This is a genomic window from Streptomyces sp. NBRC 110028, from assembly GCF_001417735.1.
GTDB lineage: Bacteria > Actinomycetota > Actinomycetes > Streptomycetales > Streptomycetaceae > Streptomyces.
The window spans coordinates 377,614-402,283 of the sequence record NZ_BBUZ01000027.1; the positions used below are offsets into that span (position 1 = coordinate 377,614).

The following is a 24,670-nucleotide window of genomic DNA, read 5'->3' on the forward strand; positions in this document are numbered from 1 at the left end:
GCCCGTTCAGGCCGTGGCCGCCCGCAGCGGCGGCACGGCGGGCACCTCCGGCGCGGCGGCGATGTCCTCGGGGGTCATCATGAACTGCTCGGGGTAGGCGTCGCGCCCGGTGCGACGGGCGGGTTCGCTGGTGCGCCACATGTAGAGGCACCGCCCGCACCGCAGCACCTCCCAGACCCCGGGGACGGGCGAGCTGAAGATGTGCTCGATCGTCTCGTGGGCGCAGCGCGGGCACAGCGAAGGGGTGTCGGACATCTCGGTCCTTTCCGTGGAGTGTGGGGACGGCGGTGGTTCAGCGGGCGGCGGCGAGCTTCTGCAGCCGGGTCAGCCACTCGGCCGCCTCCGGCAGATCGCGCACCTGGGTGCCGTAGTTGCCGCGGTTGTCGGGGGAGACGGGGGTGGTCGCGTCGATGACGAGCTTGTCCGTGATGCCGGGCGTACGGGCCTGCGGGGCCAGTTCGAGCACCGGGAGCCCCGGGACCTGGACCAGATCGCCGTCCGGGTTCATCTTGGTGGACAGCGCCCACATCACCTGCGGCAGGTTGAACGGGTCGACGTCCTCGTCCACCACGATCACGGTGGCGGCGTAGCCGAGCCCGTGCGGGGTGGTCAGCACCCGCATGCCGACGGCCTTGGCGAAACCGCCGTACCGCTTCTTGGTGGAGACGATGACGACCAGCCCGTGGGTGTACATCGCGTTGACCGCCCGGACCTCCGGGAAGTCCCGGGTGAGCTGCTTGTACAGCGGCACGCAGGTGTTGGCGGCGATCAGGTAGTCCACCTCGGTCCACGGCATGCCGAGGTAGAGGTGTTCGAAGACCGGGTGCGTGCGGTACGAGATCCGGTCGATGCGGATGACCGGCATGGTGCGGCCGCCGGAGTAGTGCCCGGTGAACTCGCCGAACGGGCCCTCGATCTCCCGCTTGCGGCCCTCGATGACACCTTCGACGACCACTTCGCTGCCCCACGGCACCGGCAGCCCGGTGAGCGGCGCCCTGGCCACCGGGGCGGGCGCGCCGCGCAGCGCCCCGGCCAGCTCGTACTCGTTCTGGTCGTACTCCATGGGGGTGGAGGCGACGATGGAGATCACCGGTTCGTTGCCGAGCGTGATGGCCACCGGCAGGTCCTCGCCCCGCTCCTCGGCGGTGTGCAGATGCTGCGCGATGTCGTGCATCGGCACCGGCTGGATCGCGAGCCGCCGCTTGCCCTTGACCTCGATGCGGTAGATGCCGACGTTCTGCTTGCCGCTGTGCTCGGGGTCGGCGGGGTCCTTGGAGACGACCGCGGCCTTGTCGATGTAGAAGCCGCCGTCACCGTCGTTGAGCCGGATCAGCGGCAGCACCCGGAAGATGTCGGCCTCCTCGCCCTCCAGGGTGTTCTCGGCCCACGGCGGGTTCTCGCGCCACTCCGGGGCGACCGGGAAGGTGTCCCAGCGGCGGATGAACTCCTCCACCTGCTCCCTGGTGCCGGTCTCCTTGGGCAGGCCGAGGGCGAGCGCGTGATTGGCCCAGGAGCCGTGCACGTTGAGCGCGATGCGGGCGTCGGTGAAGCCCTTGACGTTGTCGAAGTACAGCGCGGGGGCGTGGTCGCCCAGCCGCGGGGCGGCGTTGGCGGCGGCGGCGATGTCCGGCTCCGGCATCACCTCGTCGGGGACGCGCAGCAACTGGCCCTCCTTTTCAAGGGCGTCGAGGAAGCCGCGGAGGTCGTCGTAGGCCATGGGAACTCCTTCTCTACACGGAGGCGCGCGCGGCGCGCATGCCTGCCCAGCGCTTGGCGGTGGGCGCGGGCAGGTCGAACTGGTCGAGCAGCCGGGCCGTGATGTGGTCGACGATGTCGTCCACCGACTCGGGGTGGTTGTAGAAGGCGGGCATGGGCGGCACCATCCGCACCCCCATCCGGGACAGCGCGAGCATGTTCTCCAGGTGGATGTCGCTCAGCGGGGTCTCCCGGGGCAGCAGGACCAGCCTGCGCCGCTCCTTGAGGACCACGTCGGCGGCCCGGGCGACCAGCCCTTCGGCGTATCCGGCGCGGATCCCGGCGAGGGTCTTCATCGAGCACGGCGCGATGATCATGCCGTCGGTCCGGAAGGAGCCGGAGGAGATCGCGGCGCCCTGGTTCTCGGGGGAGTGCGTCTCGTCGGCGAGCGCGGCCACCTCGCGGGCGGACCGGCCGGTTTCCAGCTCGATCGTGGTCCGGGCCCAGCGGCTCAGCACCAGATGGGTTTCCACATCGGGCAGTTCGGCCAGCGCCTCCAGCAGCCGGATGCCGAACACGGCACCCGTCGCTCCTGTCATACCGACGATCAATCGCACGGCGGTACGCTCCCCTCGGCTCTCTCACGGGAATGGCGGACGCCGACTCTTTCGGTCACCGCGCCCTCGGCTCGCCTTCCACGCTAGAAGCCACCGGAAGGGCCGCAGCCGTACACTGAGGACGCGCTATGGACAGAAACGGACACACTGAGGTCACCGAGGTTCCGTTCCGGCCCTCCGTGGGAGCCCCGCCGGGAGCGGCGGTCCTCGACTTCGCCGGGCTGCTCGCCCGCGCCCGCGGCCATGACCTCGACGCCTACGCCCCGATGCGGCTCGCCTTCCACCAGCTGATCAGCGTGCGCTCCGGGGTACTGCGCTGCTCGGTGGACTTCACCGAGCACGAGCTGACCGAGGGCAGCTGGATGTGGGTGCGCCCCGGCCAGATCCACCAGTTCCGCTCCGACCTCGCCACCGCCGAGGGCACCGTCGTGCTCTTCCCGGCCGGCTACCTGGACGCCGCCACCGCGGAGGCCGCCCGGCTGCACGGCTACGCGTGGCAGTCCCCGCTGACCCCCGAGGGGGAGGCCGGGGAGATGGTACGGGCCGCCCGGGACCTGCTGGAGGGCGCATACCGGGCGATGGCCGGGCCCCTGGAGGCGCATATCGAGGTGGTGCGCCACCTGGTGGCCGTGCTCGTGCTGCGGCTGGCCCATCTGCCGGGCGCGGAGGACGGCCGCGACACGGGCAGCGAGGCGTTCCGGCGGTTCCGCCATGCGGTGGAGCGCGACTTCGCCCGTACGCACCGGGTGGAGGACTACGCCGCACGGCTGGGCTACAGCGTGCGCACCCTCACCCGGGCCACCCGCGCCGCCGTCGGGTGCGGCGCCAAGCGGTTCATCGACGACCGGGTGCTGCTGGAGGCGAAGCGGCTGCTGGTGCACACCGAACTGTCCGCCACCGCCGTCGGGGAACGGCTCGGCTTCCCCGACGCCACCGTCTTCACCAAGTTCTTCCGCCGCCGGGCGGGCGAGACCCCGGCGGGCTTCCGGGCCCGCACCTCGGGGGCCGGAGGCCCGCAGACCTGAAACCGGGAAGGAACCGCTCGGCCGGGCGCCCCCTCAGCCGTGAGTTCGCGGCGCGTCTCTTCGGCGGGTGGCTGGACCCCCGGGCCCATGGCGCGGGCCCGGGGGCGGGGTGGTTCAGCCGGTGGCGAGCCCGGGGTCGCTCAAGCCCGCCCGGCCCGTCTCGACATGGCCCGCGAGCCGCCGCACGAAGGTGCTGTCGTGGTCGGACACCACCGTCACGTCGTACCACTGGTGGCTGCGGCGCAGATCCGCGGTGTGGGTCACCCGCGCGCCCGGGCGCAGCCGGTAGGTGTCCGACTGCCCGTCCAGGTGTCCGTCCCTGACGGTGAGCCGCACCGTGGTGCGGCCCGGGTTGCTGAGCGTCAGCCTGAGCTGCCCGGTCCTGCCGTCGTGGCGCGCGCTCACCTGCGGGCCGTCACCGGTGAGGGCCCCCGCGAACCGCCGCTGGAAGCCGTCCGGACCGTGCACCTCGATGTCGTAGCCGGCCCGGCCGGGCGCCACGCTCCACTCGCCGGACAGCCGCTTGCCCGCCTCGACGGTGTACCCCCACGGGCCGCCCGGGTGGCTCCGGGAGGTGACGTGGAAGTGGGCGCCCGCGCGGCCGTGAGCGGCGAAGTCGACGCGGAGGGTGCCGTCGCCCGCGGTGGCGTCGGCGGACAGGTCGTACGGCAGCGGCCTGGTGGGGCGCCGGCCGGACTCCTGCCGGGGCAGGGTGGGTTCGGCGGGGACCGTGGGCACGTAGTCGGGGTGCCGGTCGTGGTCCTTGGGGAGGTAGCCGCTGGTGTCCGGCATGGCGGGCATGCTCGGGTCGGTGCGTCCGAAGTCGAACGCCGTGGTCAGATCGCCGCACACCGCGCGCCGCCACGGCGAGATGTGGGGCTCCGCGACACCGAACCGCCGTTCGATGAACCGCAGGATCGAGGTGTGGTCGAGGGTCTGCGAGCACACGTAGCCGCCCTTGCTCCACGGCGACACCACGAGCATCGGGACCCGCTGCCCCAGCCCGTACGCGCCGGGGGCTTGCGAGGAGGAGCCGGGGAACAGCTCGCCGGAGGTGGTCACGGTCGACGCGCCGCGTCCGGGGGAGGGGGCGTACGGCGGCACGACGTGGTCGAAGAAGCCGTCGTTCTCGTCGTACGTGATGAACAGCGCGGTCCTGCTCCACACCTCGGGGTTCGAGGTCAGCGCGTCCAGCACCTGGGCCAGGTACCAGGCGCCGTAGTTGGCGGGCCAGTTGGGGTGTTCGGTGAACGCCTCGGGCGCCGCGATCCAGGACACCTGGGGCAGCGTCCCGGCCTTCACGTCCGCCGTCAGCTGGTCGAAGTAGCCCTCGCCCTTCCGGGCGTCGGTGCCGGTGCGGGCCTTGTCGTGGAGCGGGCTGCCGGGCGTCGCGTCGCGGTACTGGTTGAAGTACAGCAGCGAGTTGTCGCCGTAGTTGCCCCGGAAGGCGTCGTCGATCCAGCCCCAGCCGCCCTTGGCGTCCAGGCCGTCGCCGATGTCCTGGTAGATCTTCCAGGACACCCCGGCCTTCTCCAGCCGCTCCGGATACGTCGTCCAGCCGTATCCGGCCTCCGCGTTGTCGAGCACCGGGCCGCCGCCCGCCCCGTCGTTGCCGGTGTAACCCGTCCACATGTAGTAGCGGTTGGGGTCGGTGGAGCCCATGAACGAGCAGTGGTAGGCGTCGCAGATGGTGAACGCGTCGGCCAGCGCGTAGTGGAACGGGATGTCCTCACGGGTCAGGTACGCCATCGTCGTGGCCGACTTCGCGGGCACCCACTTGTCGTACGCGCCGCCGTTGACCGCGGTGTGGGTGTCGCCCCAGCCGTGCGGAAGGTCCCGGAGGAACCGCAGGCCCAGGTCGTCGGCGTCGGGCCGGAACGGCAGGATGTCCCTCGTGCCGTCGGACTGGTGCCACACCGTCTTGCCGCTGGGCAGGCTCACCGGCCGCGGATCGCCGAATCCCCGCACCCCGCGCAGGGTGCCGAAGTAGTGGTCGAAGGAGCGGTTCTCCTGCATCAGGACCACGATGTGCTCCATGTCCCGCAGGCTGCCGGTGCGGCGGTTCGCCGGTATCTCCGCGGCACGGGCGATGCTCGTGGACAGCAGGGACATGGCGGTGGTGGCACCGGCCAGTTGCATGAATCGTCGACGGTCCATGGATGTCATGAGAATCCGGTCTCCTGTGGCGTGGCGAAGTGGAGCGGGGGAACCGGGGAAGTGTCTTCCGCCCGGTCGACGGGCACAACGTCGCGTGGAAGAAACGGCGGAAAAGCCTAGTTGAACCTTGGTCTCGGCATTCACGCCGGGGACCGCATTAACGTGGAGGTATGCGCGGCGACGCGGTGACGCTGTTCCTGTGCGGCGATGTGATGCTCGGTCGCGGCGTCGACCAGATCCTGCCCCACCCCGGCGACCCGGCGCTGCGGGAGCCGTACATCCGCGACGCCCGGGCGTACGTCGAGCTGGTGGAGGAGGCGAGCGGTCCGATCCCGCGGCCGGTCGGCTTCTCCTGGCCGTGGGGAGAGGCGCTGCCGGTGCTGGACCGGGCGGCACCCGATGTCCGGGTGGTGAACCTGGAGACGAGCATCACCGGCGGCGGCGTCTTCGCGCCCGGCAAGGAGATCCACTACCGGATGAACCCCGCCAACCTCCCCGGTCTGGCCGTGGCCCGGCCCGATGTCTGCGTCCTGGCGAACAACCACGTACTGGACCGCGGACGGCCCGGCCTCGAGGACACCCTCGACACCCTGGCCGCCGCGGGCATCCAGGTGGCGGGCGCGGGCCGGGACAGGAGGTCGGCGCGCCGCCCCGCGGCCGTCCCGGTCGGTGACCACCGGCGCGTCCTGGTCTTCGGCTGCGGGACCGCCTCCAGCGGCATCCCGCCCGGCTGGGCGGCGGCCGGTGGGCGATCCGGCGTCGACGTGGTGTCCGAGCACGCGGCCGGTGACGCCGCCGCCCTCGCCCACCGCGTACGGCAGCTCAGGCGGCCCGGCGACATCGCCGTGGTCTCGATCCACTGGGGCGGCAACTGGGGACACGACGTGCCCGAGGACCAGATCCGCTTCGCCCACGCCCTGATCGACGGCGGTGTGGACCTCGTCCACGGCCACTCCTCCCACCACCCCCGCCCCCTGGAGATCTACCGCGGCAAGCTGGTCCTCTACGGTTGCGGCGACCTCATCGACGACTACGAGGGCATCGGGGGCTACGAGCGGTACCGCGACGATCTGCGGCTGCTGTACCTCGCCACGCTGCGGCCGGACACCGGCGCGCTCCTGGGCTTGCGGATGGTGGTCCTCCAGGCCCGGCGGATGCGGCTGTGCCGCGCCCCGCACGCGGACGCCGCATGGCTGGCCCGCACCCTCGCCCGCACCGGCTCCGCCCTCGGTACCCGTATCGCCCTCGGCCGCGACGACGTGCTCACCGCGCACCGCGCCGCGCCCTGAGCCGTGGTCCCGCAGCGGTCAGAGGATCTTGGAGCGGACCAGGGCGCCCAGCACCAGCGCACCCGGGACCAGCGGAAGCCACAGCGTGATGAAGCGGTAGGCGAGCACCGTGGACGTGGCCGCCTCGACCGGGGCACCCGCCGCGACCAGCGCGATCACCAGCGCCGCTTCGACCGAGCCGATGCCGCCGGGGGAGGGGACCACGGCGGCCACCGCGGAGGCGGCCAGATAGGCGAGCATCACATGCGGCGGCCGGACGTCCAGCTCCAGCGCGAGGGCCACCGCCACCAGACCGGACGCCTGCAGCAACGGGAACGCCAGCGAACCGCCCCACAGGGCCAGCGCCCGGGACGGCCGCAGGTGCAGGGCGCGGGCGTCGGCCAGCGCGGTGCGCAGGAAGTCACGGATCACCCGGCGCACCCGGCGGACCATCAGCAGCCCTGCCACCAGGACGACCGCCGCCGCCACCGCCGTCCACACCACCAGCCCGGCGGTCCGCTCCGGCAGCAGCGGGCCGACGCGCAGCGCCTCCGGGAAGGCGGTGAGCAGCACCAGCAGCAGCACGATCCGGGTGACGGCCTCCGCCAGGAAGTACAGGGCGAGCGCGGCCGAGGAGCGGGCCGCGGGAAGCCCGCAGCCGGTCATGAAGCGGATGTTGACCGCGCTCGCCCCGATCCCCGACGGCAGCACATGGTTGGCGGCGCCCGCGGCGAACTGGGTGGCGAACAGCCGCCTGGCGGGAAGTCGTTCCAGCACCGTGCCCTGCCGGGCGAACGACACCGCGACCCAGCCGAGACCCGTCGTCGTGACCGCCGTCAGCAGCCACCACGGATCGGCGGTGAGCATCTGACGGGCCCCGGAACCGATCAGCGACCGGTGCCGGACCACCCAGACGGCGACCGCGACCAGCGGCGCGAGACACAGGATCCGGCGCAGCGGCAGCCGCCGGTACAGGGGGCGGGGCGCCGGTTCCCGTTGCGGGGGCACCGTGTGCCGCACGGGTGCTGTCAGCCGCATCGAATCGCCCCTATCCCGTCGCCGCGCGGCCGGCCGGGGCCGGCCGCGGTGCCGGGGCGAGCGCCGGGGCCGTACCGGGCGCCGCCTCCCGCAGCGGCAGCGCCAGCAGCAGTGCGAGGCAGATCCACACGTACGCGTTGCTGCCGAGGAAGCCGGTCACCCCGGTGGCGTCGAACCGCCACAGCCACACCAGGCTGCTGCACAGGATCACATAGACCACCGCGGCGACCCGCAGCAGCGTCCGGCGCCGCCGCGGTGGCGTGTCCGGCCGCAGCCCGGCCTCGGCGAGCACGATGAGCGCCGGGATCAGCCACACCAGATGGTGCACCCAGGTGATCGGGCTGACCAGGCAGGCGGCGATGCCGGTGAGGGCGTAGCCCGCCGGTTCGTCGCCTACGGCGGCCGCCCGCCGTACCCGGTACGCCCACACCGCCAGCAGGGCCAGCACCCCGGACGCCCAGACGGCACCGCTGGGCTCCACCGGGGCCACGAGCCGCGCCAGCACGCCCTCCCACGACTGGTTGGACACGTACGACAGCACCCCGACGCGGTCGGTGTCCCACAGCGCCTCGGTCCAGTAGACCCGGGAGGCGGTGGGCGCCGCGCACACGGCCAGCAGCGTGGCGCCCACCGCCGTGGCCGTGGCGGCGGTGGCGGCCCGCCACCGCCGGGTGACCACGAGATAGACGATGAAGATCGCCGGGGTGAGCTTGACGGCCGCGGCCAGCCCGGTCCCGTATCCGGCGAAGCGGCCGTGCCCGGTGGCCAGCAGCCGGGCGTCCAGCAGCACCAGGACCAGCAGCAGCAGATTGACCTGCCCGAAGCTGAAGGTGTCCCGGACCGGCTCCAGCAGGGAGAACAGACAGCCCGCCACGGTGAAGGCGAACCATGTGTTCCAGCCCAGGCGGCGCACAACCGGCCCGATCAGCCAGGTCAGGACGACCGCCGAGGCGGCCACGTTGAGCAGCATGCTGACGCCGACCGCCTCCGGCCAGCTCAGCAGCGTCATCGGCAGCATGCACAGGGCCGCGAACGGCGGATAGGTGAAGCCGTAGTCCGCCCCGTCCGCACCCGGCGTGGTGAAGTCGTAGATGTGGCCGTCGTGCAGCCACTGGCCGACGGCCCCGTAGTAGACGCCCAGGTCGAACCAGTCCCGGTGCAGCGGGACGAAGGCCAGGAAGAGGGCCGCGGCCGTGGTGAGCCCGGCCGCCAGCAGCAGCCGTCCGCGGGGCGTGGTGGGCCCCGTCATGCCGAACCCTCCGGCCGGCGCGCGCCCTTCGCCGGGGACAGCCCCGGCCCGGCGGCGAATCCCGGGGCCCACCGCGCGCACCACAGCACGCACAGCGCCAGCCCGCCCCCGCACACCGCGAACGTGAGCTGCCGGGAATCCGGGGCGAAGCCGCTGGGCAGTACGGCCAGCGCGAGCACCCCGCTCACCCCGGCCACCGAGCGGCGCACCGCGCCGCTCGGCGCGGCCGCGGCGAGCAGGAACAGCCCCCACAGCAGGTACCAGGGCCGGATGGCCGGGCCGAGCACCGCCACCGCGGTCAGGCTCAGCCCCAGCGCGTACAGCGGGCCTCGGCGTGGCGGCCACAGCCAGACGGCCACCACGGCGACCGCGGTCGCGAGCAGTCCCAGCGCGTGCCACGCCGGAGTGGCCAGCGGCGCCAGCCCGCTGCCGACGGCCTGCAGCAGGGCGCCGGTGGCCCGGCCGAGTGCGCTGGTCAGCGCCCAGTTGCCGGCGGAGGCGGGGGTGGACAGCGCCCCGATCCAGCCGTAGCCGGTGCCGGTGACGGCCGTGGCCACGCCCGTGGTGACGAGCGCCAGCGCGCCCGTGGCGAGGAAGGCGCCGACGCGCCGTCTCCGGTCCGGCGCCCGGCGCGCCCAGAGCGAGGCCACCGCCAGCAGCCCCAGCGCGGCGGGCGCCTTGACCAGGGCGGCGAGCGTGACGAGGACGGCGCCGCAGGCGGGCCACCGGCCGGTCGCGGCCACCAGCCCGGCGCCGAGCAGCCCCAGCATCACCGCGTCGTTGTGCGCCCCGCCGACCAGGTGCAGCAGCAACAGCGGGTTGAGCCCGCCCAGCCACAGCGCGGAGCCCGGGTCGGTGCCGCAGCGGCGGGCCAGCACGGGCAGGACGAGCACCATCAGCGCCACCCCGAGCAGCGCCATCAGCCGCAACCCGAAGACGCCCAGGGGCAGTTCGGCGCGCGAGGCGTGCGCGATCGCGCTCTCGAAGGCCAGCGAGACCGGGCCGTACGGGGTGGGCGTGTGCTGCCACACCGGCGCGACCTCCGCCGCGATCGGCCCGCCGAGCCGTACCGGGCCATGGGTGTAGACGTCGATGCGCGCGTGCACCATCGCCCCTTGGGCGAGGTAGCTGTACACGTCCCGGCTGAACAGCGGGGGAGTGGGCAGCAGCGGGGCCGCCCAGGCGGCGAGCGTCACCAGCAGGCTGCGGACGCCGGGCGGGCGCGGCCCGCGCACCTCGCGCCCCAGCCACCACCAGGCCGCCACCAGCAACACCAGTCCGAAGTAGGTGCTGACCAGGCCGAGCGCGGCTCTTCCGGAGTCCGGGGTGAGGGCGTCCCCCACGGGCAGCGCTCCGGCCGTCGCACCACCCGCGGCGAGGGCGACCGAGCCCGCGAACCCGAGCAGCCGGCAGTGGTGCGGAGCGATGGCGGCACCTTGGAGAAGAACACGACGGACCAGCACCCGCCCCACACTCGCCGTGACGTATGGCCGAAACGTGACGTCGTGGTCACCGATGGCCGACCGGGAGGTGTCGGCCCCGTCATCCGCCCGGGCCGGCGACTCCGGCGAGCGCCCCGACCGGGGGCGCGCTGCCCTCGATCGACGACCAGGCCGCCTTGTCGGCCACCAGCCGGCGGAGTTCCAGCACTTCACGCGGGCTGTTCCAGCCCAGCACCCCCACCACCCGCCCCCGGTGGCCGTAGGCGACCACGAAGTGGCGGTCGTCCAGCGCGCCGTGGAGCACGGCGAGTTCCGCGTCGGCCGGAAAGATGCCGTAGGCCTGGATGTGGGCGTCGTACTGGTCGGTCCAGAAGTGCGGTACGGGGGCGAACGGCCGGTCGTCGCCGAGCAGGTTACGGGCGACCGCCTGGGCCTGCTCGGTCGCGTTCAGCCGGTGCTCCAGCCGCATGCGGGCCCCGAAGTGTTCGTTGTACCAGGAGGCGACGTCACCGGCCGCGTAGATGCCCGGCGCCGCCCGGCAGGCGGCGTCGCATTCCACGCCGTTGCTCAAGGCCAGACCGGACCCGGCCAGCCAGCCGGTCGACGGGACCGCGCCGATGGCGACCACGACGAGATCGGCGCGCAGCGCCGTTCCGTCGGTCAGTTCGAGCCCGGTGACATGGCCGCCGGCCGAGAGGAACCGGGTCACCCCGGTGCCGCAGCGCATGGACACGCCGTTGTCCCGGTGCAGCTGCCCGACGAGCCCCGCGATCCGGTCGCCGAACTGGCGGCGCATCGGCACCGGGCGCGGATCGATCATGGTGACGTCCAGCCCCATCCGGCGCGCGGCCGCGGCGGCCTCGGCGCCCAGGAACCCCGCGCCGACCACCGCCACCGTGGGCCTGCGCTGGAGATCGGCGCGCAGGGCGAGCGCGTCGTCGAGCGTGCGCAGCAGATGCACCCCGGCCAGGTGGTGGGCGTCGGGCAGACCGCGCGGGGTGACACCGGTGGCGATGACCAGGGTGTCGTACGGGACGCTGTCGCCGCCGTCCAGCAGGACCCGCTCGGCGAGGGTGTCGAGCCCGGTGGCGGACCTGCCGAACAGCAGCTCCGCGTCGAGCGCGTCCAGTTCCTCGTCCGTGCGGAGCTTGATCCTGTCGTGCTCCCAGGTGCCCGCCAGGATCTGCTTGGACAGCGGCGGCCGGTTGTACGGGGTGTGCGGCTCGTCGCCGATCAGGGTGAGCCGCCCGCCGTAACCCAGCGAGCGCAGCGTGACGGCGGTGGTGAGCCCCGCCACCGAGGCGCCCACGACGACCACGTTGACCGGGCTGCTCACGACGCGGCCAGGGCGGTCGCCGGGCCGGGGCGGACGGCGGCGGCCCGGCGCAGGCCCGAGGCCGCGCATCTGTCCTGATCTAACGTCACGTGCACGGAGTTCTCCACGCTTGGGGTGTCGGGCCGGGCGATGCGGGGTTACCGGAGCAAGGGGCAACGCGCTCACCAGGTGAGCCGGTTGGTAAACGACCGTTCTGCAGGCGCGACACGGAGGCTAGTTGGCCTTGTGTGCACAGCACAACACGCTGAGTTCAAAGATGGCCAATGAGGGTCACATATGAGCCTGGCATGTGCACGAGCTGGTCGGCGTGACGAATAAACTCGGTCAAAATTCAAAAGCGGCAGGTCATCGACGTACATGGGTGGCATGGGCGGTGGTCGACCACCCCAGGGTCACATGGCGGAAACACGCGGGTTACGGCAGCTCTTTTCGGCTCACGTACCGTCGAAGGGGTCGATGCGACGCCACGCCGGCCACACCACCCCTCACCCACCGAACACGGAGGATCCTTGCGCGCGCTCCCCGCCCTGCCCCACTGGCTGACGCACCCCCTGCGCGGGGTGCGGACGCTGCGTGGCCCCGTGCCCTGGCCGGCGGTGCTGCGCGGAGCGCTCGGCGTGGGCCCGGCGGTGGCGGCGGGCGTGGCCACCGGCAACACCCCCGCCGGGGTGACCGCGGGCCTCGGCGCGATGTTCGCGCACATCAACGACCGCCCCGCCACCCGCCGCACCCGCACCGTGCGCATCGGGCTCCCGGCCCTCGCGGGATCCCTCGGCCTCTTCACCGGCGCCTCGTTCGCCACGCTCGGGCTCGGCCCGTGGATCGCCCTCGCGCTGGCCACCGTCGGGCTCGTCTCCGGCGCCCTCAGCGCCGTCGGACCGGTCTGCTCGGCGGCCGGGGTGCAGCTGATGGTGCTCGCCGTGGTGGGCGCCGGAATGCCGCTGCCCGAACCTCCGCCGGTGCGCGCGGGGATGCTGCTCGTCGGCGCCGCCTGGGTCATCGTGATGGCCTCGCTGCTGCCCCTGGTCCACCGGTTCCGCCCGGCGGCCGCCCCCGGGCCCGACGAACGGGGCGCGGTGGCCGCCGTGTACGACGCCCTCGGCGACCTGATGACGGTCGTCGGCACCGAGGGCGCCCAGTCCGCGCGGCGCCGGCTGACCTCCGCGTACGACACCGCCTACGAAGCCCTCTACGCCCACCGCATCCCCTGGCAGCGCCCAGGCGAGGAGGAACGGCGGCTGCGCGACCGGCTCGCGGTGGCCGGAGGGCTGAGCGAGGCGGTGCTGACCCTGCTGTGGGAGAACGAACCGCTGCCCGCCCGGGTCGCCCGCACCCCCGCCCAGCTCGCCCGCTCCGTACGCACCGGACTGCCCCCGGGACGGCTCCCCGCCCCCGTGCCCGGCACCGCGGGCAGTATCGCCGTGCACCGGGCGGTCCTGCTCGCCGCCCGCGTCTTCGACGGCGAACCCGCGCCCCCGGTCGGCGCCGTCGGCCCCGGCCACCGGCAGCGGCTGCGCCGGATGATCGGCCCGGCCGGACGGGAGTACGCGGCCCGGGTCGCCCTGTGCGTCGGCGTGTCCGCCGTGCTCGCGCGCTCACTGCCCGGCGACCACTGGTACTGGCTCCCGGCCACCGCCACCTTCCTGGTCAAGCCCGATATGGGCCCGCTGGTCTCGCGGGCCCTCTCCCGGGCCTTCGGCACCGCGGTGGGCGTGGCCGTCTTCGGAGTGCTCGCCACCCTGCTCGGCCCGATGACCGGCCTGCCCGGGCTGTGGCCGGTCGCGGTGGCGTCGGTGTGCGCGGCGGCCATCCCCGTCTCCGTGCGCCACTTCGCGCTGCAGACGGCGGTGCTCACCCCTCTGCTGCTGTCCCTCGTCTACCTCGGCGGCGACACCGACCCCGGCTACACCCGGCTCATGGACACCCTGCTCGCCTGCGTGGTCGTGCTCGCCGCGGGCGCCCTCCCCGGCCTCGGCGGCCCGCGCGCCCAGGTGTCCGTCCGCCTCTCCCTCGCCGTCCGCGCCACCCGCGACCACCTGGACCGGGTGCTGACCGCCGAGGCGCCCTACGCGGAGCGGCTGCGGCTGCGCCGCGAGGCCTACCGCGCACTGGCCGACGCCCGCCGCGCGGTGGAGGTGGCGAGCGCCGAACACCCGCCGTTCGGACGGGACCTGGCGGCCTGGGCGCCGGTGGTCTCCGCGCTGGAGGAGATCGTGGACGCCGCCACCGCGTGCGGCGTCCGGCTCGACCAGGGCGCGCCGTACCCCGACGCGGAACTGGCCGCCCGGCTGCGCGCCGGACTGTCCGACCTGGCCGACGCCGTCGCCACCCGCCGGCCCCCGACGGACCTGGTGCTGCCCGCCGGGGCGGCGGTGACGGACTGCGCGACCCTCGCGGATGTCACCGCCGGACTGCGCAGGGCCCGCCGCCTCGCCTCGCGCTAGCCAGGGGGTGTCCGTCAGCCGCCGATCGCGACGCCCTCCAGGTGCAGCAGCCGCTCCTTGCGGTCCAGGCCGCCCGCGTACCCCGCCAGCGAGCCGTTCGCGCCGATGACACGGTGGCAGGGCCGCACGACCAGCAGGGGGTTCCGGCCGATCGCGGTCCCCACGGCGCGGACCGCGGCGCGCGAGGCGCCGGCCCGCTCGGCGATCTGGCCGTAACTGACGGTCGTGCCGTACGGAATCTCCTCCAGTGCCTGCCACACCCGCTGCTGGAACGCCGTCCCGCCGGAGACGAATTCGAGGTCGAAGCGGGTGAGCCGGCCCGCGAAGTACGACCCCAGCTGGTCCACGATCTCGGTGAACGCCGCGTCGTCGCGCCGCCAGCCGTCCTGCACCGTGGCCCCGCGGGTCTGCTGGGGCACCGAGAGGGAGGCCAGCGCGGTGCCGCCCCTGGCGGTAGCGGACGGCACACCCGCCAGCAGCAGTTCGCCCAGGGGGCTGTCGATCGTCGTGTAGAGGGCCATGGCCCCGTCCTTTCCTTGCGTGTTCACGATGGTCCGTCCGATGCCCTCGGGAATCGGACACCGCGCCGAGAGGTCAGGCCAGGCGAGCCGCAGCGGTCTTCGGGACGTTCCAGAGGTGGTGCATGGCGTACGAACGCCACGGCCGCCAGCCCTCGGAGTCCTCCAGGAACGCCCCGGCGCGGCGCGCACCGGTCCGTACCGCGACGTCCCCTTCCAGCAGGACGTCCGGGTCGCCCAGCGCCCGCATCCGGATGTAACCGGCCGTCCAAGGGCCGATGCCGCGCAGCGCCAGCAGCTCCTTCTCGGTCCGGTCGCGGTCGACGCCGGTGTCCAGACGTACCGCCCCGGTGGCGAGCGCGGTCGCCAGCGTGCGCAGGGTCGCGCGCCTGCTCTCCGGCATGCCGAGGTCCGTGAGCGGGCGGTCGGCGAGGTCGTCGGCGCCCGGGAAGAGATGGGTGAGCCCGCCGCTGGGCTCCGCCAGCGGTGTGCCGTACGCGGCGACCAGCGCGTTGCCCAGCCGCTGCCCCGCGGCGACGGACACCTGCTGGCCGAGCACGGCGCGCACGGCCAGCTCGTGCGCGTCGGCCGAACCCGGCGAGCGCAGTCCGGGCCGCGCCGCCACCAGCGGCGCCAGCGCCGGATCGGTGCCCAGCCGCTCGGCGACCGCGTACGGATCGGCGTCCAGGTCGAACAGGCGGCGGATCCGCTGGGTGGCTGTGGTCAGATCGCGCAGCTCGGTCAGGTGCAGCCGGCACTCCAGCCAGCCGTCACCGGGACGCTCGTCGATCTCCACGACACCGTAGCCGTGCGGCAGCCGCAGCGTACGGCGGTAGGCGCGGTCACCCGGGTCGCCCACGACCTCCTCCACGCCGGTCAGGGCGCGGCGGGCGAGATAGCCGAACACCTCGGCGGTGGCGTACGGCCCCCGGTAGGCGAGCCGCAGCGGCACCCCGGCCGACGCCGAGGCGGTCCCCGGCGCCCGCCGCTCCACCGGGCCGAACCGGGAGGCCCGGCCCGGGCGGGCGGCGCGCAGCTCGGTCGGGGTGGCGGCGTAGATCTCCCGGATGGTGTCGTTGAACTGCCGCACACTGGCGAACCCCGCCGCGAACGCGATCTCCGCGGCCTGCAACCCGGTCGTCTGCAGCAATATCCGCGCGGTGTGGGCGCGCTGCGCGCGGGCCAGCGCGACGGGCCCGGCCCCCAGCTCCGCGCCCAGCTGCCGCTGCACCTGGCGGGCGCTGTACCCCAGCCGCGCCGCCAGCCCGGCCACCCCCTCCCGGTCGACCACCCCGTCGCCGATCATCCGCACCGCCCGCCCCACGGCGTCCGCCCGCGCGTTCCACTCGGCGGAGCCGGGCACCGCGTCGGGACGGCAGCGCCGGCAGGCGCGGAACCCCCCGCCCTGCGCGGCGGCCGCGGTCGGAAAGAAGCGCACGTTCTTGCGATGGGGCGTGGTCGCCGGGCAGCTCGGCCGGCAGTAGATTCCGGTGGTGGCGACGGCGAAGAAGAATTCGCCGTCGAAGCGCGCGTCACGGCTGCACACCGCCTCGTACATGCTCTCTTCGCTCATCACAGCCCTACTGTGCGCCATCCCGGGCCGATGCGCTGGCGGAAAACGGACATGGCGCTCCCGGGGGGCCGAGGGTCAGGGGCTCTGCGTTCCCTCGGCGCCGGACGGCACCGGGGAGGGGCCCAGGCCCAGGCGCATCATCGAGGCGGCTCCCGCCGCCATCACCTGCCGCCGGTCCATGGGCTGGAACCAGCTCGGCCCGTCTGCCGACAGGTGCATCAGCCACACTCCTCGTCACCGTGGATCTCCTCTGTGGTGTCCGCTTCCGAAGGCCGCAGCGGGAATGCCCTGCCGAGCAGCTGGGGTGTCACCGCAAGTCAGCGTGGTGCAGCCGCCGGGAGCGGGCAAGGCGAACCGTGGTGTTTTCTGTTTCCGCTTCGAAAGGCAGCCGGAGGCGGATACGTGTGTCGAGATGGCGCACACCCGTGTCGCACACGCATACCGCACACTGGTGTGTCATGGAGCTGCAGATCACCGCCACCTCGCCCGAGCACCCGGCGTCACTCCTCGACCTGCCGTGGAACATGCCACTGGAGGAGTGGCCGGAGGCGCATCTGGTCGCCCTGCCGCGCGGCATCTCCCGCCACGTCGTGCGGTTCGCGCAGGCGGGTGGCGAGGTGGTCGCCCTCAAGGAGGTCGGGGAGTGGGCGGCGGTGCGGGAGTACGGGCTGCTGCGCGACCTGGACCGGCTCGCCGTTCCGGCCGTGGACGCGCTCGCGGTGGTCACGGGGCGGACCGACGGGGACGGTGAGCCGCTGGAGCCGGTACTGGTCACCCGCCATCTGGTGGGGTCGCTGCCGTACCGGTCGATGTTCGAGACGACCATGCGGCCCAGCACCATCAAGCGGCTGCTCGACGCGCTGGCCGTGCTGCTGGTGCGGCTGCATCTGGCCGGTTTCGCCTGGGGGGACTGCTCGCTGTCGAACACCCTCTTCCGGCGTGACGCGGGCGCGTACGCCGCGTATCTGGTGGACGCCGAGACCGGTCAGATCCAGCCGAAGCTGACCAGCGGGCAGCGGGAGTACGACGTGGAGGTGGCCCGGGTGAACATCGCCGGGGAGCTGATGGACCTGGAGGCCAGCGGCTCGCTGCACCCCTCGGTCGACCCGGTGCTGTTCGGCCAGGCCATCGAGGAGCGGTACACCGCGCTGTGGCACGAGCTGACCAGGCAGTCCATCTATCCGGTGGCCAAGCGCCGCTACATCGACCGGCGGGTGCGGCGCCTGAACGACCTGGGCTTCGACGTGGCCGAGATGCAGATCGAACGCTCTCCCGACGGGGACACCGTCACGTTTCTGCCCAAGGTCGTGGACGCGGGCCACCATCAGCGCCAGTTGCTGCGGCTGACCGGCCTCGACGCCGAGGAGAACCAGGCCCGCAGCCTGCTGAACGACCTGGAGGCGTGGATGGCCACCCAGGAGGACTACGCCCCCGGCGATCCGCTCGGCGCCCGCCCGGAGGTGCTGGCCCACCGCTGGGTGCGTGACAAGTTCCGGCCGACGGTGCGCGCCGTCCCCCTGGAGCTGCGCGGCTCCGCCGACACCGCGCAGATCTACTACGAGGTGCTGGAACACCGCTGGCTGCTGGCGGAACGGTGCCAGGGCGACGTGGGCCTGCAAGCCGCCGCCGAGGACTACACCCGCAACGTCCTGGGCGCCCGCCGGCCGGAGTGACCGGCGGCGGGCGGTTCGGCGCGCGTCAGGGCCGCAGCGCGGACAGCGCCCGTGAGATGGACGCGATGACGGCCGGTGCCTCGTTGTTGAGGTAGAAGTGGCCACCGGGGTACGTGTGCAGCTCGAACCCGCCGCTGGTGTGCTCGCTCCACTTGCGGGCCTCGTCGACCGTCGCCTTGGGGTCGTCGTCGCCCACGTGGACGTGGATGGGGGCGGTGAGCGGGGGGCCCGGCGTGTACCGGTAGGTCTCCGCGGCCTTGTAGTCGCTGCGGATCGCCGGCAGTACCATCCGCAGCAGCTCCTCGTCCCCGAGGACCTGCGAGTCGGTGCCGCTGAGCGCCTGCATCTCGGCGATGAGGCCGTCGTCGTCGCGCAGGTGGACCGACTCGTCGCGGCTCGTGGACGGCGCGCGCCGCCCCGACGCGAACAGCACCACCGGCACCACGCCCTTCTGCTCCAGACGCAGTGCCACCTCGAAGCCGAGGGTCGCGCCCATGCTGTGCCCGAAGAGCGCGAGCGGCTTGTCCGTGTACGGCAGCAGCTCGGGCACCAGCGCGTCGGCCAGCTCGCCGATGGTGCTGACGCACTCCTCGTTACGGCGGTCCTGGCGGCCCGGGTACTGGATGGCGAGCACGTCCACCCCCGGCGAGAGCGCCTTCGACACGGGGAAGTAGTAGGAGGCCGATCCGCCGGCGTGCGGCAGGCAGACGAGCCGCGTCGTCGCGTCCGGCGCGGGATGGAACTGCCTGATCCACAGACTGGTGCCGGTGGGGTTTGCGGTCACCTGACGTCCTTTCGAGCCACTGGTCGACGGCGTACGCTCGCGCGCACGCACGGAATACAAGCCTGCCGGTTCGCCCCGAACGGCTACAACCCCTATTTTTCGGACGCGTTGACACTAGGGGCCCAGTGGGGGACAGCCGGTGGGCGTTCGCGGTCACGCCCGGACGGCGGGCCGGGGTCCGGCGGCGCGCACCGTCAGGGCTGCCAGCGCCTCCGGCGCGCCCGCCTGGCCCCGGACCCCCGGGAACGCGTTGATGTCCACGATCACCGGCCCGTCCGGCCCGCGCAGCACATCCACCCCGTACACCTCCAGCGCGAACACCGAACCGACCCGACGCACCAGATCCAGCCATCCCGGCGGCAGATCGTCCAGGGGGAGCGGCAGCGTCAGACGGCCCTCCCGGCCGACGGCCAGCTCGGAGGTCCGCAGCGCGGCGAACACCGTGTCCGCGACGACCCACAGCTTGTGGTCCCAGCCGTCGTTGGGCGTGAAGTCCTGGACCACCACGGGCTCGTCGGGCCACGAGGCGGCCAGCTCCGCCAGCCGTACGGGGTCGTCCACCCGGGCCACCAGGTCGTGGCGGCGGCTGTGGCGGCTCTTGACGACCACCGGGCAGGCCAGCCGCGACGCGTCCAGCCGTGCGAGCGCGGGCACCGTGCGGGTGTCCGCGAACGGCAGGCCCGCCTCCCGCGCCAGCGCCGCCATCGCCGTCCGGTCCTGGCAGAGTTCCGTGGCCGCGGCGGAGTTCACCACCGCCGCGCCGCGCTCCTCCAGGGACCGGGCCAGCGCCAGCGCCTTCGGCGTACGGGCCTTCAGCAGATAGACGTCGGCCGGCTCGGCGGGGACGGCGGCGGCCTCCGGATCGACCGCGAACAGCTCGTGGCGGGGCGTCAGCAGGGCCGCCGTATCGGCGAGGAGCTGATGGCCCGGGTCGGCGGTGATGAGACCGACCCTCATCCGGCACCCCCCACCGTCACGGGCATCTGCACGGCCACCGGCGCCGGCACCGGACCGGGCACGGCGTCGAGCACCGTGCCGGGGCCGGTCCCGCCCCGGCGGGCCAGGTCCAGCACCGCGCGCCCCACCCGCGCCGCCGCGTCCGGCACCTCCTTGAAGCTGGGGAAGTCGTTCACGTCGACCACCACGGGCCCGTCCGGCCCGAGCACGATGTCGACCCCGTACAGTTCGAGTCCGTACACCACGCCGACCTCGGCGGCGATCGCGGCCACCTCGGGGGACAGCGCGACCCGGCGCCCCCGTACGCCCTGGTCCGGGTCGAGCGGTGAGCTGCGCTCGGTCGCGTACAACTCGCCGCCGACGCAGTACACCTTGAGGTCGATGCCCGAGTTCGGCACATAGGGCTGGGCGATCAGCATGCCCTCCCGGGCCAGTTCGGGGCCGAGCGCCGCGAGCCGGTCCGGCGACGGCACCAGCCGCACCGCCCGTCCCGAACTGCCGTCCGCGGGCTTGACCACCAGCGGGAACTCCGATTCCGGTATCTCCGCCAGCGCCTCGGGGCGGGCCGCCGCGTAGGTGGCCGGCACGGGCAGGCCACGGCTGTGGCCGATCGCCGCCGCCAGAGCCTTGTCCCGCACCCCGCGGATGGACCGCGCGTCGTTGACGGTGGTGAGCCCGACGGCGGCCGCGGCCTCCAGAAGCGTCAGACCGGGCCCGCCGGAGACGGTCTTGAGCACCCAGGCGTCATGGCTTCCGGCCCGGATCGCGTCGGATATCCGCATCAGGGAGCGGCCGGGCCGCAGGACGTCCACCTGATGGCCCCAGGCGGTGAGCTGACGGATCACCTCTTGCGGCATTCCGTCGTGGCGATAGCGCTCCTCCACCAGAAAGCAGAGTCTCATCGATCTTCTTCCTCATTACCGGATACATCGTCCGGGCTGCCGCCGAGCGGATCCGGCAAGCCGTGGACCCTCAGGATGTCATCATGTGTTCTCCCGTCATTTCCTGCCCCACCCGGTCGGTCCGGTCCCGGCGGCCACGGACCGGACGCGCGGAGGACGGCGAGGGCCATGACGAGCGTCCACAGCCGTGGCCCGAAGGCCGCGCCCCGCTCCAGACCGCCCGGTCCGATGCCGGGATCGTGCCGGGTGAAGTACAACCACGCCGCGGTCACCGCGGCGGCGCCGATGCCGTAGGCCGCGACGCGCGCTCTGCCGAAGAGGGAACGCCGGGGCGCGCGGCGAGGAGAAGCCCGACGCTGCCCACGCCCATGATGAGGAGCGCGCCCAGAACGTGCAGGTCCTCGTCGGCGTCGGCGGGCACCAGCCCCACCAGGACCCAGGCGCCGGAGTCGACGGCGAACTTCCCCGGGACGCCGACCGGCGCTTTCGGGGGAGGCACCGGAGGCCTGTTTATTGGACTAAGTTTCCTTTACTGTCCTGAACATGATGCTGACCCGACGGGAGCGGGAAGTACTCGCGCTGCTGCGCCGGGACCCGCTGGCCGGAGCCCAGGCGATCGCCGACGCCCTCGGCACCACCCGGGCGGCGGTCAACGTCCATCTGTCCAACCTGGGCAAGAAGGGCGCCATCCTCGGGCGCGGCTACATCCTCCGCCAGGAGCACGCGGTGGTGGTCATCGGCGGCGCCAACGTCGACGTCAAGGTGCGCAGCCTGGCGCCGCTCGCGTACCGCACCAGCAATCCGGGCCACGCCCACACCAGCCCCGGCGGGGTGGCCCGCAACGTGGCGGAGAACCTGGCCCGGCTGGGCACCCCGACCCATCTCATCGCCGCCGTCGGCCGGGACCCGGCGGGGGAGCGGCTGCTGAGCGAGACCCGGGCCACCGGGGTGCGGATCGACCACGTCCACCGGGGTACGCACCCCACCGGCACCTATACGGCGGTGCTGGACGCCGACGGCGAACTCGTCGTGGCCGTCGCCGACATGGCCGCCACCGACGGGCTCCGCCCCGAGCATCTGCAGCCCGCGCGCGAACTCATCGGCAACGCGAGCATGCTGGTGCTCGACGGCAACCTCGCCTCCCCGGCGCTGGCCTACGCGCTGGACATCGCCGGCGCCGCCGGAGTCCATACGGTCATCGACCCGGTGAGCGTGCCCAAGGCGGCGCTGCTCGCCCCGCTGCTCGACGCCGGGCGCCCGGTCTTCGCCATCACCCCGAACGTGGCCGAGCTGGCCGCACTCACCGGCCGCGCCACCGCCCACGACACCGGTGACGACAGGGAACTGGCCGAGGCCGTGGCCCTGCTGCACGAGCGCGGCGTCCAGTACGTATGGGTGCGGCTCGGCGAGCGCGGCTCCCTGCTGAGCGGCGCCGAGGAGGGCGCCACCTTCCTGGACGCGCCGCCGGCCGAGGTGAGGGACGTGACCGGCGCCGGTGACGCGATGCTCGGCGCGTTCGTCCACGCCCTGCTCACCGGCGAGACGCCCGTGGCCGCCGCCCGCTACGGCCACGCCGCCGCCGCGCTGACCGTGGCGACCACCGCCACCGTACGGCCCGATCTGACCCCGCGCCTCGTCGAGGACGCGGCGACCGCCCCACCGCGGAGGACGACATGACCACCCCCCACCCCCGGCTGACTCTGAACCAGGAAGTCCGGGAGGCCCTGCGCGACGGACGGCCCGTGGTCGCGCTGGAGTCCACGATCATCAGCCACGGCATGCCGTATCCGCAGAACGTCGAGATGGCCACCGAGGTCGAGGCCATCATCCGCGCCGAGGGCGCGGTCCCGGCCACCATCGCCGTCCTCCACGGCACACCGCGCATCGGACTGGACCGCGCCGATCTGGAACTGCTCGCCACCGACCCGGAGGTCGGCAAGGTCAGCGTGCGCGACCTGGCCCATGTCATGGCCCGCGGCGGCCACGGCGCGACCACCGTCGCGAGCACCATGCGGCTCGCCGCACTCGCCGGGATCAGGGTCTTCGTCACCGGCGGCATCGGCGGGGTGCACCGCGGGGCGCAAGCGTCCTTCGACATCAGCGCGGACCTCACGGAGCTGTCCACCACCGGGGTGGCGGTCATCAGCGCCGGCGTGAAGAGCATCCTCGACATCGGTCTCACCCTGGAGACCCTGGAAACCCTCGGCGTGCCGGTGCTCACCTACGGCACCGACGACTTCCCCGCGTTCTACTCCCGGGTGAGCGGCTTCGCCTCCCCCCTGAGGGCCGACTCCCCGGAGGAGATCGCCGCCGTGATGCGCGCCCAGTGGGACCTGGGCCTGCCCGCCGGGCTGAGCATCGCCAACCCGGTCCCGGAGGCGGACGAGATCCCCGCCGAGCGGATCGACGGCATCATCGAGCAGGCCCTCGCCGAAATGGCGGAGGCGGGCATCGGCGGCAAGGACGCGACACCCTATCTGCTGGGCCGCATCGTGGAGCTGACGAAGGGCGAGAGCCTGCGCACCAATATCGCGCTCGTCAAGAACAACGCCCGGCTCGGCGCGCGGATCGCGATCGGCTACGCGGCGATGGCGACGGCCTGACCGCCACCGTATTCGGTGGGGACGCGGTCGTTCCGGGTGCGGGGTGCGGCGGCGCGCCGCTACGCTGCGCTCGGGCCGACGGCGCAGGGGGCGCCGTACGCCCCGGGGGTGGGCCACGGCCGCGACGAACCACCGGGCGGCACCGGCGCCTTTCGCCACCTCTCCTGCCCCGGGGGCGGCGCGTGGCGCTCTCGGATCACAGCGAGCGGACCTCGACGAGGGCGACCCGGCCGCCGATCTCGATCGAGCCGTCCGGCTGGGGGCTGGTGAGGATCTGGGAGCCCTCGCCCTGCGTGATGTTGAGGGCGCGGCCCAGCTCACCGGAGAGCACCAGGGCGGCGGCGCCGGTGGCCTCGTCCTCCACGATCCCGTCGCCGCGGCGCGGGAAGGCGCGGGCGCGTACCCGGCCCGCCGGTTCGTCCTGCCAGGCCCACGCGTACAACCAGCCCTCGCCCTTTGGGGGCGAGGGAAGGGCGTCGACCTCGGCGGGGGAGGCGTACCGCTCGGTGCGCCGACCGGGCGCCCACGCGGGGCGGCCGCCGATCCAGGTGAACTCGCCGTCCTGGCGGGCCGGGACCTCGCCGACGGGCGGAAGCAGCTCGGGGAGGTCCAGCAGCCAGGCGACGCCCACCAGCGGATGACCGGCGAAGGGCAGCCGGACGCTCGGGGTGTAGATGTCGACGATGCCGCGCTCCGGATCGTCGACGAAGACGGTCTCGCTGAAGCCCAACCGGGCGGCCAGCTCCTGCCGTGCCCGCTCACCGGTCACGGCGCGGCCGTCGCGCACCACGCCGAGTTCGTTGCCGCCGTGGCCGCGGGGACCGCGGAACACCCTGAGTACGTCGAGGTCCGTCATGGTCCCGGGATCAGACGGCCAGCTCGTTCTCGATGCGCTTCAGCCCGTGCCGGGCGAGTGCCAGGTTGGCCCGGGACCGGTCCAGGGCCAGGTAGAGGAAGAGCGACCCATGGCTGGAGGAGATCAGCCGGATGAGGTGGTACTGCGCCCCCAGCGTGATGAGGATGTCCTCGATGGCGTCCGTGATGCCGAGCGTGGCGAGCGTGCGGACCTTGGCCCGGACGACCTCGGTGTTGCCCGCCGCGGCGATTTCGAGGTCGAGTTCCTGGCCCCCGCCGATCGACCCGAGCGACATGCCGCTTTCGTAGTCCACGAGCGCGGCCCCCAGGGCCCCGTCGATGGCCATCGCTTCTTTGAGGGCGCTCTCGATGTTCATGTGCTTCCTTCGCATGGCTGACGCATGGCTGCTCGCCGGGGTCCGTTGTCCCGTTGGTACCAAAGCTGTCGCCAGACGATAGCTCGGGAACCGTAACTAGTAGCCGAGTGGTCCAAGTTGTGCAAGATGATGCTTAAACTAACGTGCCGGATGGGAC

General features: G+C 73.4%; 23 protein-coding genes. 6 read left to right on the forward strand and 17 right to left on the reverse strand.

What is annotated here, in order from left to right:
• Positions 1 to 6: 6 nt before the first annotated feature.
• The 3 genes from ASC60_RS18925 to ASC60_RS18935 are packed head-to-tail and all read right to left on the reverse strand — an operon-like array spanning position 7 to position 2,312.
• Complete coding sequence (locus ASC60_RS18925) at positions 7 to 255, reverse strand: non-oxidative hydroxyarylic acid decarboxylases subunit D (RefSeq protein ID WP_055552379.1); 249 nt, start codon at positions 253 to 255, stop codon at positions 7 to 9.
• Between the two features lie 37 nt (positions 256 to 292).
• Complete coding sequence (locus ASC60_RS18930; RefSeq protein ID WP_055552381.1) at positions 293 to 1,717, reverse strand: non-oxidative hydroxyarylic acid decarboxylases subunit C; 1,425 nt, start codon at positions 1,715 to 1,717, stop codon at positions 293 to 295.
• A 13-nt stretch (positions 1,718 to 1,730) separates the two neighbouring features.
• Positions 1,731 to 2,312 carry a non-oxidative hydroxyarylic acid decarboxylases subunit B gene (locus tag ASC60_RS18935; protein WP_055552383.1) on the reverse strand — a complete coding sequence of 194 codons (582 nt, stop codon included), beginning with the start codon at positions 2,310 to 2,312 and terminating at the stop codon, positions 1,731 to 1,733.
• Positions 2,313 to 2,440: 128 nt separating this feature from the next.
• On the opposite strand from ASC60_RS18935, the gene ASC60_RS18940 reads away from it, so the two are divergent.
• Entirely contained in the window at positions 2,441 to 3,337 is an 897-nt protein-coding gene (locus tag ASC60_RS18940; RefSeq protein ID WP_055552385.1) for an AraC family transcriptional regulator, read from the forward strand.
• A gap of 114 nt (positions 3,338 to 3,451) precedes the next feature.
• Here ASC60_RS18940 and ASC60_RS18945 read toward each other — a convergent pair whose 3' ends face one another.
• A complete protein-coding gene (locus ASC60_RS18945; RefSeq protein WP_055552387.1) occupies positions 3,452 to 5,503 on the reverse strand; it encodes a phosphocholine-specific phospholipase C in 2,052 nt (683 codons plus the stop codon).
• Positions 5,504 to 5,664: 161 nt separating this feature from the next.
• On the opposite strand from ASC60_RS18945, the gene ASC60_RS18950 reads away from it, so the two are divergent.
• Positions 5,665 to 6,783, forward strand: a complete 1,119-nt coding sequence (locus tag ASC60_RS18950) for a CapA family protein (protein WP_055552389.1) — start codon at positions 5,665 to 5,667, stop codon at positions 6,781 to 6,783.
• An 18-nt stretch (positions 6,784 to 6,801) separates the two neighbouring features.
• On the opposite strand, the gene ASC60_RS18955 is transcribed toward ASC60_RS18950, so the two are convergent.
• The 4 genes from ASC60_RS18955 to ASC60_RS18970 form a co-directional block, all read right to left on the reverse strand.
• Entirely contained in the window at positions 6,802 to 7,800 is a 999-nt protein-coding gene (locus tag ASC60_RS18955; protein WP_079038474.1) for a lysylphosphatidylglycerol synthase transmembrane domain-containing protein, read from the reverse strand.
• 10 nt (positions 7,801 to 7,810) lie between these two features.
• Positions 7,811 to 9,049, reverse strand: coding sequence for a glycosyltransferase 87 family protein (locus ASC60_RS18960; protein ID WP_055552517.1), 1,239 nt, complete (start codon positions 9,047 to 9,049; stop codon positions 7,811 to 7,813).
• Positions 9,046 to 10,512 carry a polyprenol phosphomannose-dependent alpha 1,6 mannosyltransferase MptB gene (gene mptB, locus ASC60_RS18965; protein ID WP_055552519.1) on the reverse strand — a complete coding sequence of 489 codons (1,467 nt, stop codon included), beginning with the start codon at positions 10,510 to 10,512 and terminating at the stop codon, positions 9,046 to 9,048. The genes ASC60_RS18960 and mptB overlap by 4 nt, the downstream gene beginning before the upstream one ends.
• 79 nt (positions 10,513 to 10,591) lie before the next feature.
• Positions 10,592 to 11,827, reverse strand: a complete 1,236-nt coding sequence (locus tag ASC60_RS18970) for an NAD(P)/FAD-dependent oxidoreductase (RefSeq protein ID WP_063787162.1) — start codon at positions 11,825 to 11,827, stop codon at positions 10,592 to 10,594.
• A gap of 509 nt (positions 11,828 to 12,336) precedes the next feature.
• Between ASC60_RS18970 and ASC60_RS18975 the strand changes: the two genes are divergently transcribed.
• The gene (locus ASC60_RS18975; RefSeq protein ID WP_055552392.1) at positions 12,337 to 14,271 is read left to right on the forward strand and encodes an FUSC family protein; all 1,935 of its coding nucleotides are present in this window, start codon (positions 12,337 to 12,339) and stop codon (positions 14,269 to 14,271) included.
• A gap of 14 nt (positions 14,272 to 14,285) precedes the next feature.
• Here ASC60_RS18975 and ASC60_RS18980 read toward each other — a convergent pair whose 3' ends face one another.
• From ASC60_RS18980 to ASC60_RS41720, 3 genes are all read right to left on the reverse strand, one after another.
• Positions 14,286 to 14,792, reverse strand: coding sequence for a methylated-DNA--[protein]-cysteine S-methyltransferase (locus ASC60_RS18980; RefSeq protein WP_055552394.1), 507 nt, complete (start codon positions 14,790 to 14,792; stop codon positions 14,286 to 14,288).
• A 73-nt stretch (positions 14,793 to 14,865) separates the two neighbouring features.
• A complete protein-coding gene (locus ASC60_RS18985) occupies positions 14,866 to 16,362 on the reverse strand; it encodes an AlkA N-terminal domain-containing protein (protein WP_055552396.1) in 1,497 nt (498 codons plus the stop codon).
• 75 nt (positions 16,363 to 16,437) lie between these two features.
• Complete coding sequence (locus tag ASC60_RS41720; RefSeq protein WP_159043288.1) at positions 16,438 to 16,581, reverse strand: hypothetical protein; 144 nt, start codon at positions 16,579 to 16,581, stop codon at positions 16,438 to 16,440.
• Between the two features lie 239 nt (positions 16,582 to 16,820).
• Here ASC60_RS41720 and ASC60_RS18990 point away from each other — a divergent pair, with 239 nt between their 5' ends.
• On the forward strand, positions 16,821 to 18,035 hold the full coding sequence (locus ASC60_RS18990) for a DUF4032 domain-containing protein (protein ID WP_055552397.1): 1,215 nt from the start codon (positions 16,821 to 16,823) through the stop codon (positions 18,033 to 18,035).
• A gap of 25 nt (positions 18,036 to 18,060) precedes the next feature.
• On the opposite strand, the gene ASC60_RS18995 is transcribed toward ASC60_RS18990, so the two are convergent.
• From ASC60_RS18995 to ASC60_RS19010, 4 genes are all read right to left on the reverse strand, one after another.
• Entirely contained in the window at positions 18,061 to 18,819 is a 759-nt protein-coding gene (locus ASC60_RS18995) for a thioesterase II family protein (RefSeq protein ID WP_055552399.1), read from the reverse strand.
• Between the two features lie 153 nt (positions 18,820 to 18,972).
• Complete coding sequence (locus ASC60_RS19000) at positions 18,973 to 19,776, reverse strand: RimK family alpha-L-glutamate ligase (RefSeq protein WP_055552400.1); 804 nt, start codon at positions 19,774 to 19,776, stop codon at positions 18,973 to 18,975.
• Positions 19,773 to 20,678, reverse strand: coding sequence for a RimK family alpha-L-glutamate ligase (locus tag ASC60_RS19005; protein WP_055552402.1), 906 nt, complete (start codon positions 20,676 to 20,678; stop codon positions 19,773 to 19,775). The genes ASC60_RS19000 and ASC60_RS19005 overlap by 4 nt, the downstream gene beginning before the upstream one ends.
• A 268-nt stretch (positions 20,679 to 20,946) precedes the next feature.
• The gene (locus ASC60_RS19010; protein WP_055552404.1) at positions 20,947 to 21,177 is read right to left on the reverse strand and encodes a hypothetical protein; all 231 of its coding nucleotides are present in this window, start codon (positions 21,175 to 21,177) and stop codon (positions 20,947 to 20,949) included.
• Between the two features lie 44 nt (positions 21,178 to 21,221).
• Between ASC60_RS19010 and ASC60_RS19015 the strand changes: the two genes are divergently transcribed.
• Positions 21,222 to 22,355, forward strand: coding sequence for a PfkB family carbohydrate kinase (locus ASC60_RS19015; protein ID WP_055552406.1), 1,134 nt, complete (start codon positions 21,222 to 21,224; stop codon positions 22,353 to 22,355).
• Complete coding sequence (locus ASC60_RS19020) at positions 22,352 to 23,281, forward strand: pseudouridine-5'-phosphate glycosidase (protein ID WP_055552408.1); 930 nt, start codon at positions 22,352 to 22,354, stop codon at positions 23,279 to 23,281. Before ASC60_RS19015 ends, ASC60_RS19020 begins: the two co-directional genes overlap by 4 nt.
• A 196-nt stretch (positions 23,282 to 23,477) precedes the next feature.
• Here ASC60_RS19020 and ASC60_RS19025 read toward each other — a convergent pair whose 3' ends face one another.
• Both ASC60_RS19025 and ASC60_RS19030 read right to left on the reverse strand, forming a co-directional pair.
• Positions 23,478 to 24,137, reverse strand: coding sequence for a PhzF family phenazine biosynthesis protein (locus ASC60_RS19025; protein WP_055552410.1), 660 nt, complete (start codon positions 24,135 to 24,137; stop codon positions 23,478 to 23,480).
• Positions 24,138 to 24,147: 10 nt separating this feature from the next.
• On the reverse strand, positions 24,148 to 24,513 hold the full coding sequence (locus ASC60_RS19030) for a hypothetical protein (RefSeq protein ID WP_055552412.1): 366 nt from the start codon (positions 24,511 to 24,513) through the stop codon (positions 24,148 to 24,150).
• Positions 24,514 to 24,670: the final 157 nt, after the last annotated feature.

Bases quoted from the DNA above. Each gene is read 5' to 3' on its own strand.
- ASC60_RS18925 (WP_055552379.1), bottom strand. From the start codon at position 255: ATGTCCGACACCCCTTCGCTGTGCCCGCGCTGCGCCCACGAGACGATC.
- ASC60_RS18930 (WP_055552381.1), bottom strand. From the start codon at position 1,717: ATGGCCTACGACGACCTCCGCGGCTTCCTCGACGCCCTTGAAAAGGAG.
- ASC60_RS18940 (WP_055552385.1), top strand. From the start codon at position 2,441: ATGGACAGAAACGGACACACTGAGGTCACCGAGGTTCCGTTCCGGCCC.
- ASC60_RS18945 (WP_055552387.1), bottom strand. From the start codon at position 5,503: ATGACATCCATGGACCGTCGACGATTCATGCAACTGGCCGGTGCCACC.
- ASC60_RS18950 (WP_055552389.1), top strand. From the start codon at position 5,665: ATGCGCGGCGACGCGGTGACGCTGTTCCTGTGCGGCGATGTGATGCTC.
- ASC60_RS18955 (WP_079038474.1), bottom strand. From the start codon at position 7,800: ATGCGGCTGACAGCACCCGTGCGGCACACGGTGCCCCCGCAACGGGAA.
- ASC60_RS18960 (WP_055552517.1), bottom strand. From the start codon at position 9,049: ATGACGGGGCCCACCACGCCCCGCGGACGGCTGCTGCTGGCGGCCGGG.
- ASC60_RS18980 (WP_055552394.1), bottom strand. From the start codon at position 14,792: ATGGCCCTCTACACGACGATCGACAGCCCCCTGGGCGAACTGCTGCTG.
- ASC60_RS18985 (WP_055552396.1), bottom strand. From the start codon at position 16,362: ATGAGCGAAGAGAGCATGTACGAGGCGGTGTGCAGCCGTGACGCGCGC.
- ASC60_RS41720 (WP_159043288.1), bottom strand. From the start codon at position 16,581: ATGCACCTGTCGGCAGACGGGCCGAGCTGGTTCCAGCCCATGGACCGG.
- ASC60_RS18990 (WP_055552397.1), top strand. From the start codon at position 16,821: ATGGAGCTGCAGATCACCGCCACCTCGCCCGAGCACCCGGCGTCACTC.
- ASC60_RS19000 (WP_055552400.1), bottom strand. From the start codon at position 19,776: ATGAGGGTCGGTCTCATCACCGCCGACCCGGGCCATCAGCTCCTCGCC.
- ASC60_RS19005 (WP_055552402.1), bottom strand. From the start codon at position 20,678: ATGAGACTCTGCTTTCTGGTGGAGGAGCGCTATCGCCACGACGGAATG.
- ASC60_RS19015 (WP_055552406.1), top strand. From the start codon at position 21,222: ATGATGCTGACCCGACGGGAGCGGGAAGTACTCGCGCTGCTGCGCCGG.
- ASC60_RS19020 (WP_055552408.1), top strand. From the start codon at position 22,352: ATGACCACCCCCCACCCCCGGCTGACTCTGAACCAGGAAGTCCGGGAG.
- ASC60_RS19025 (WP_055552410.1), bottom strand. From the start codon at position 24,137: ATGACGGACCTCGACGTACTCAGGGTGTTCCGCGGTCCCCGCGGCCAC.
- ASC60_RS19030 (WP_055552412.1), bottom strand. From the start codon at position 24,513: ATGAACATCGAGAGCGCCCTCAAAGAAGCGATGGCCATCGACGGGGCC.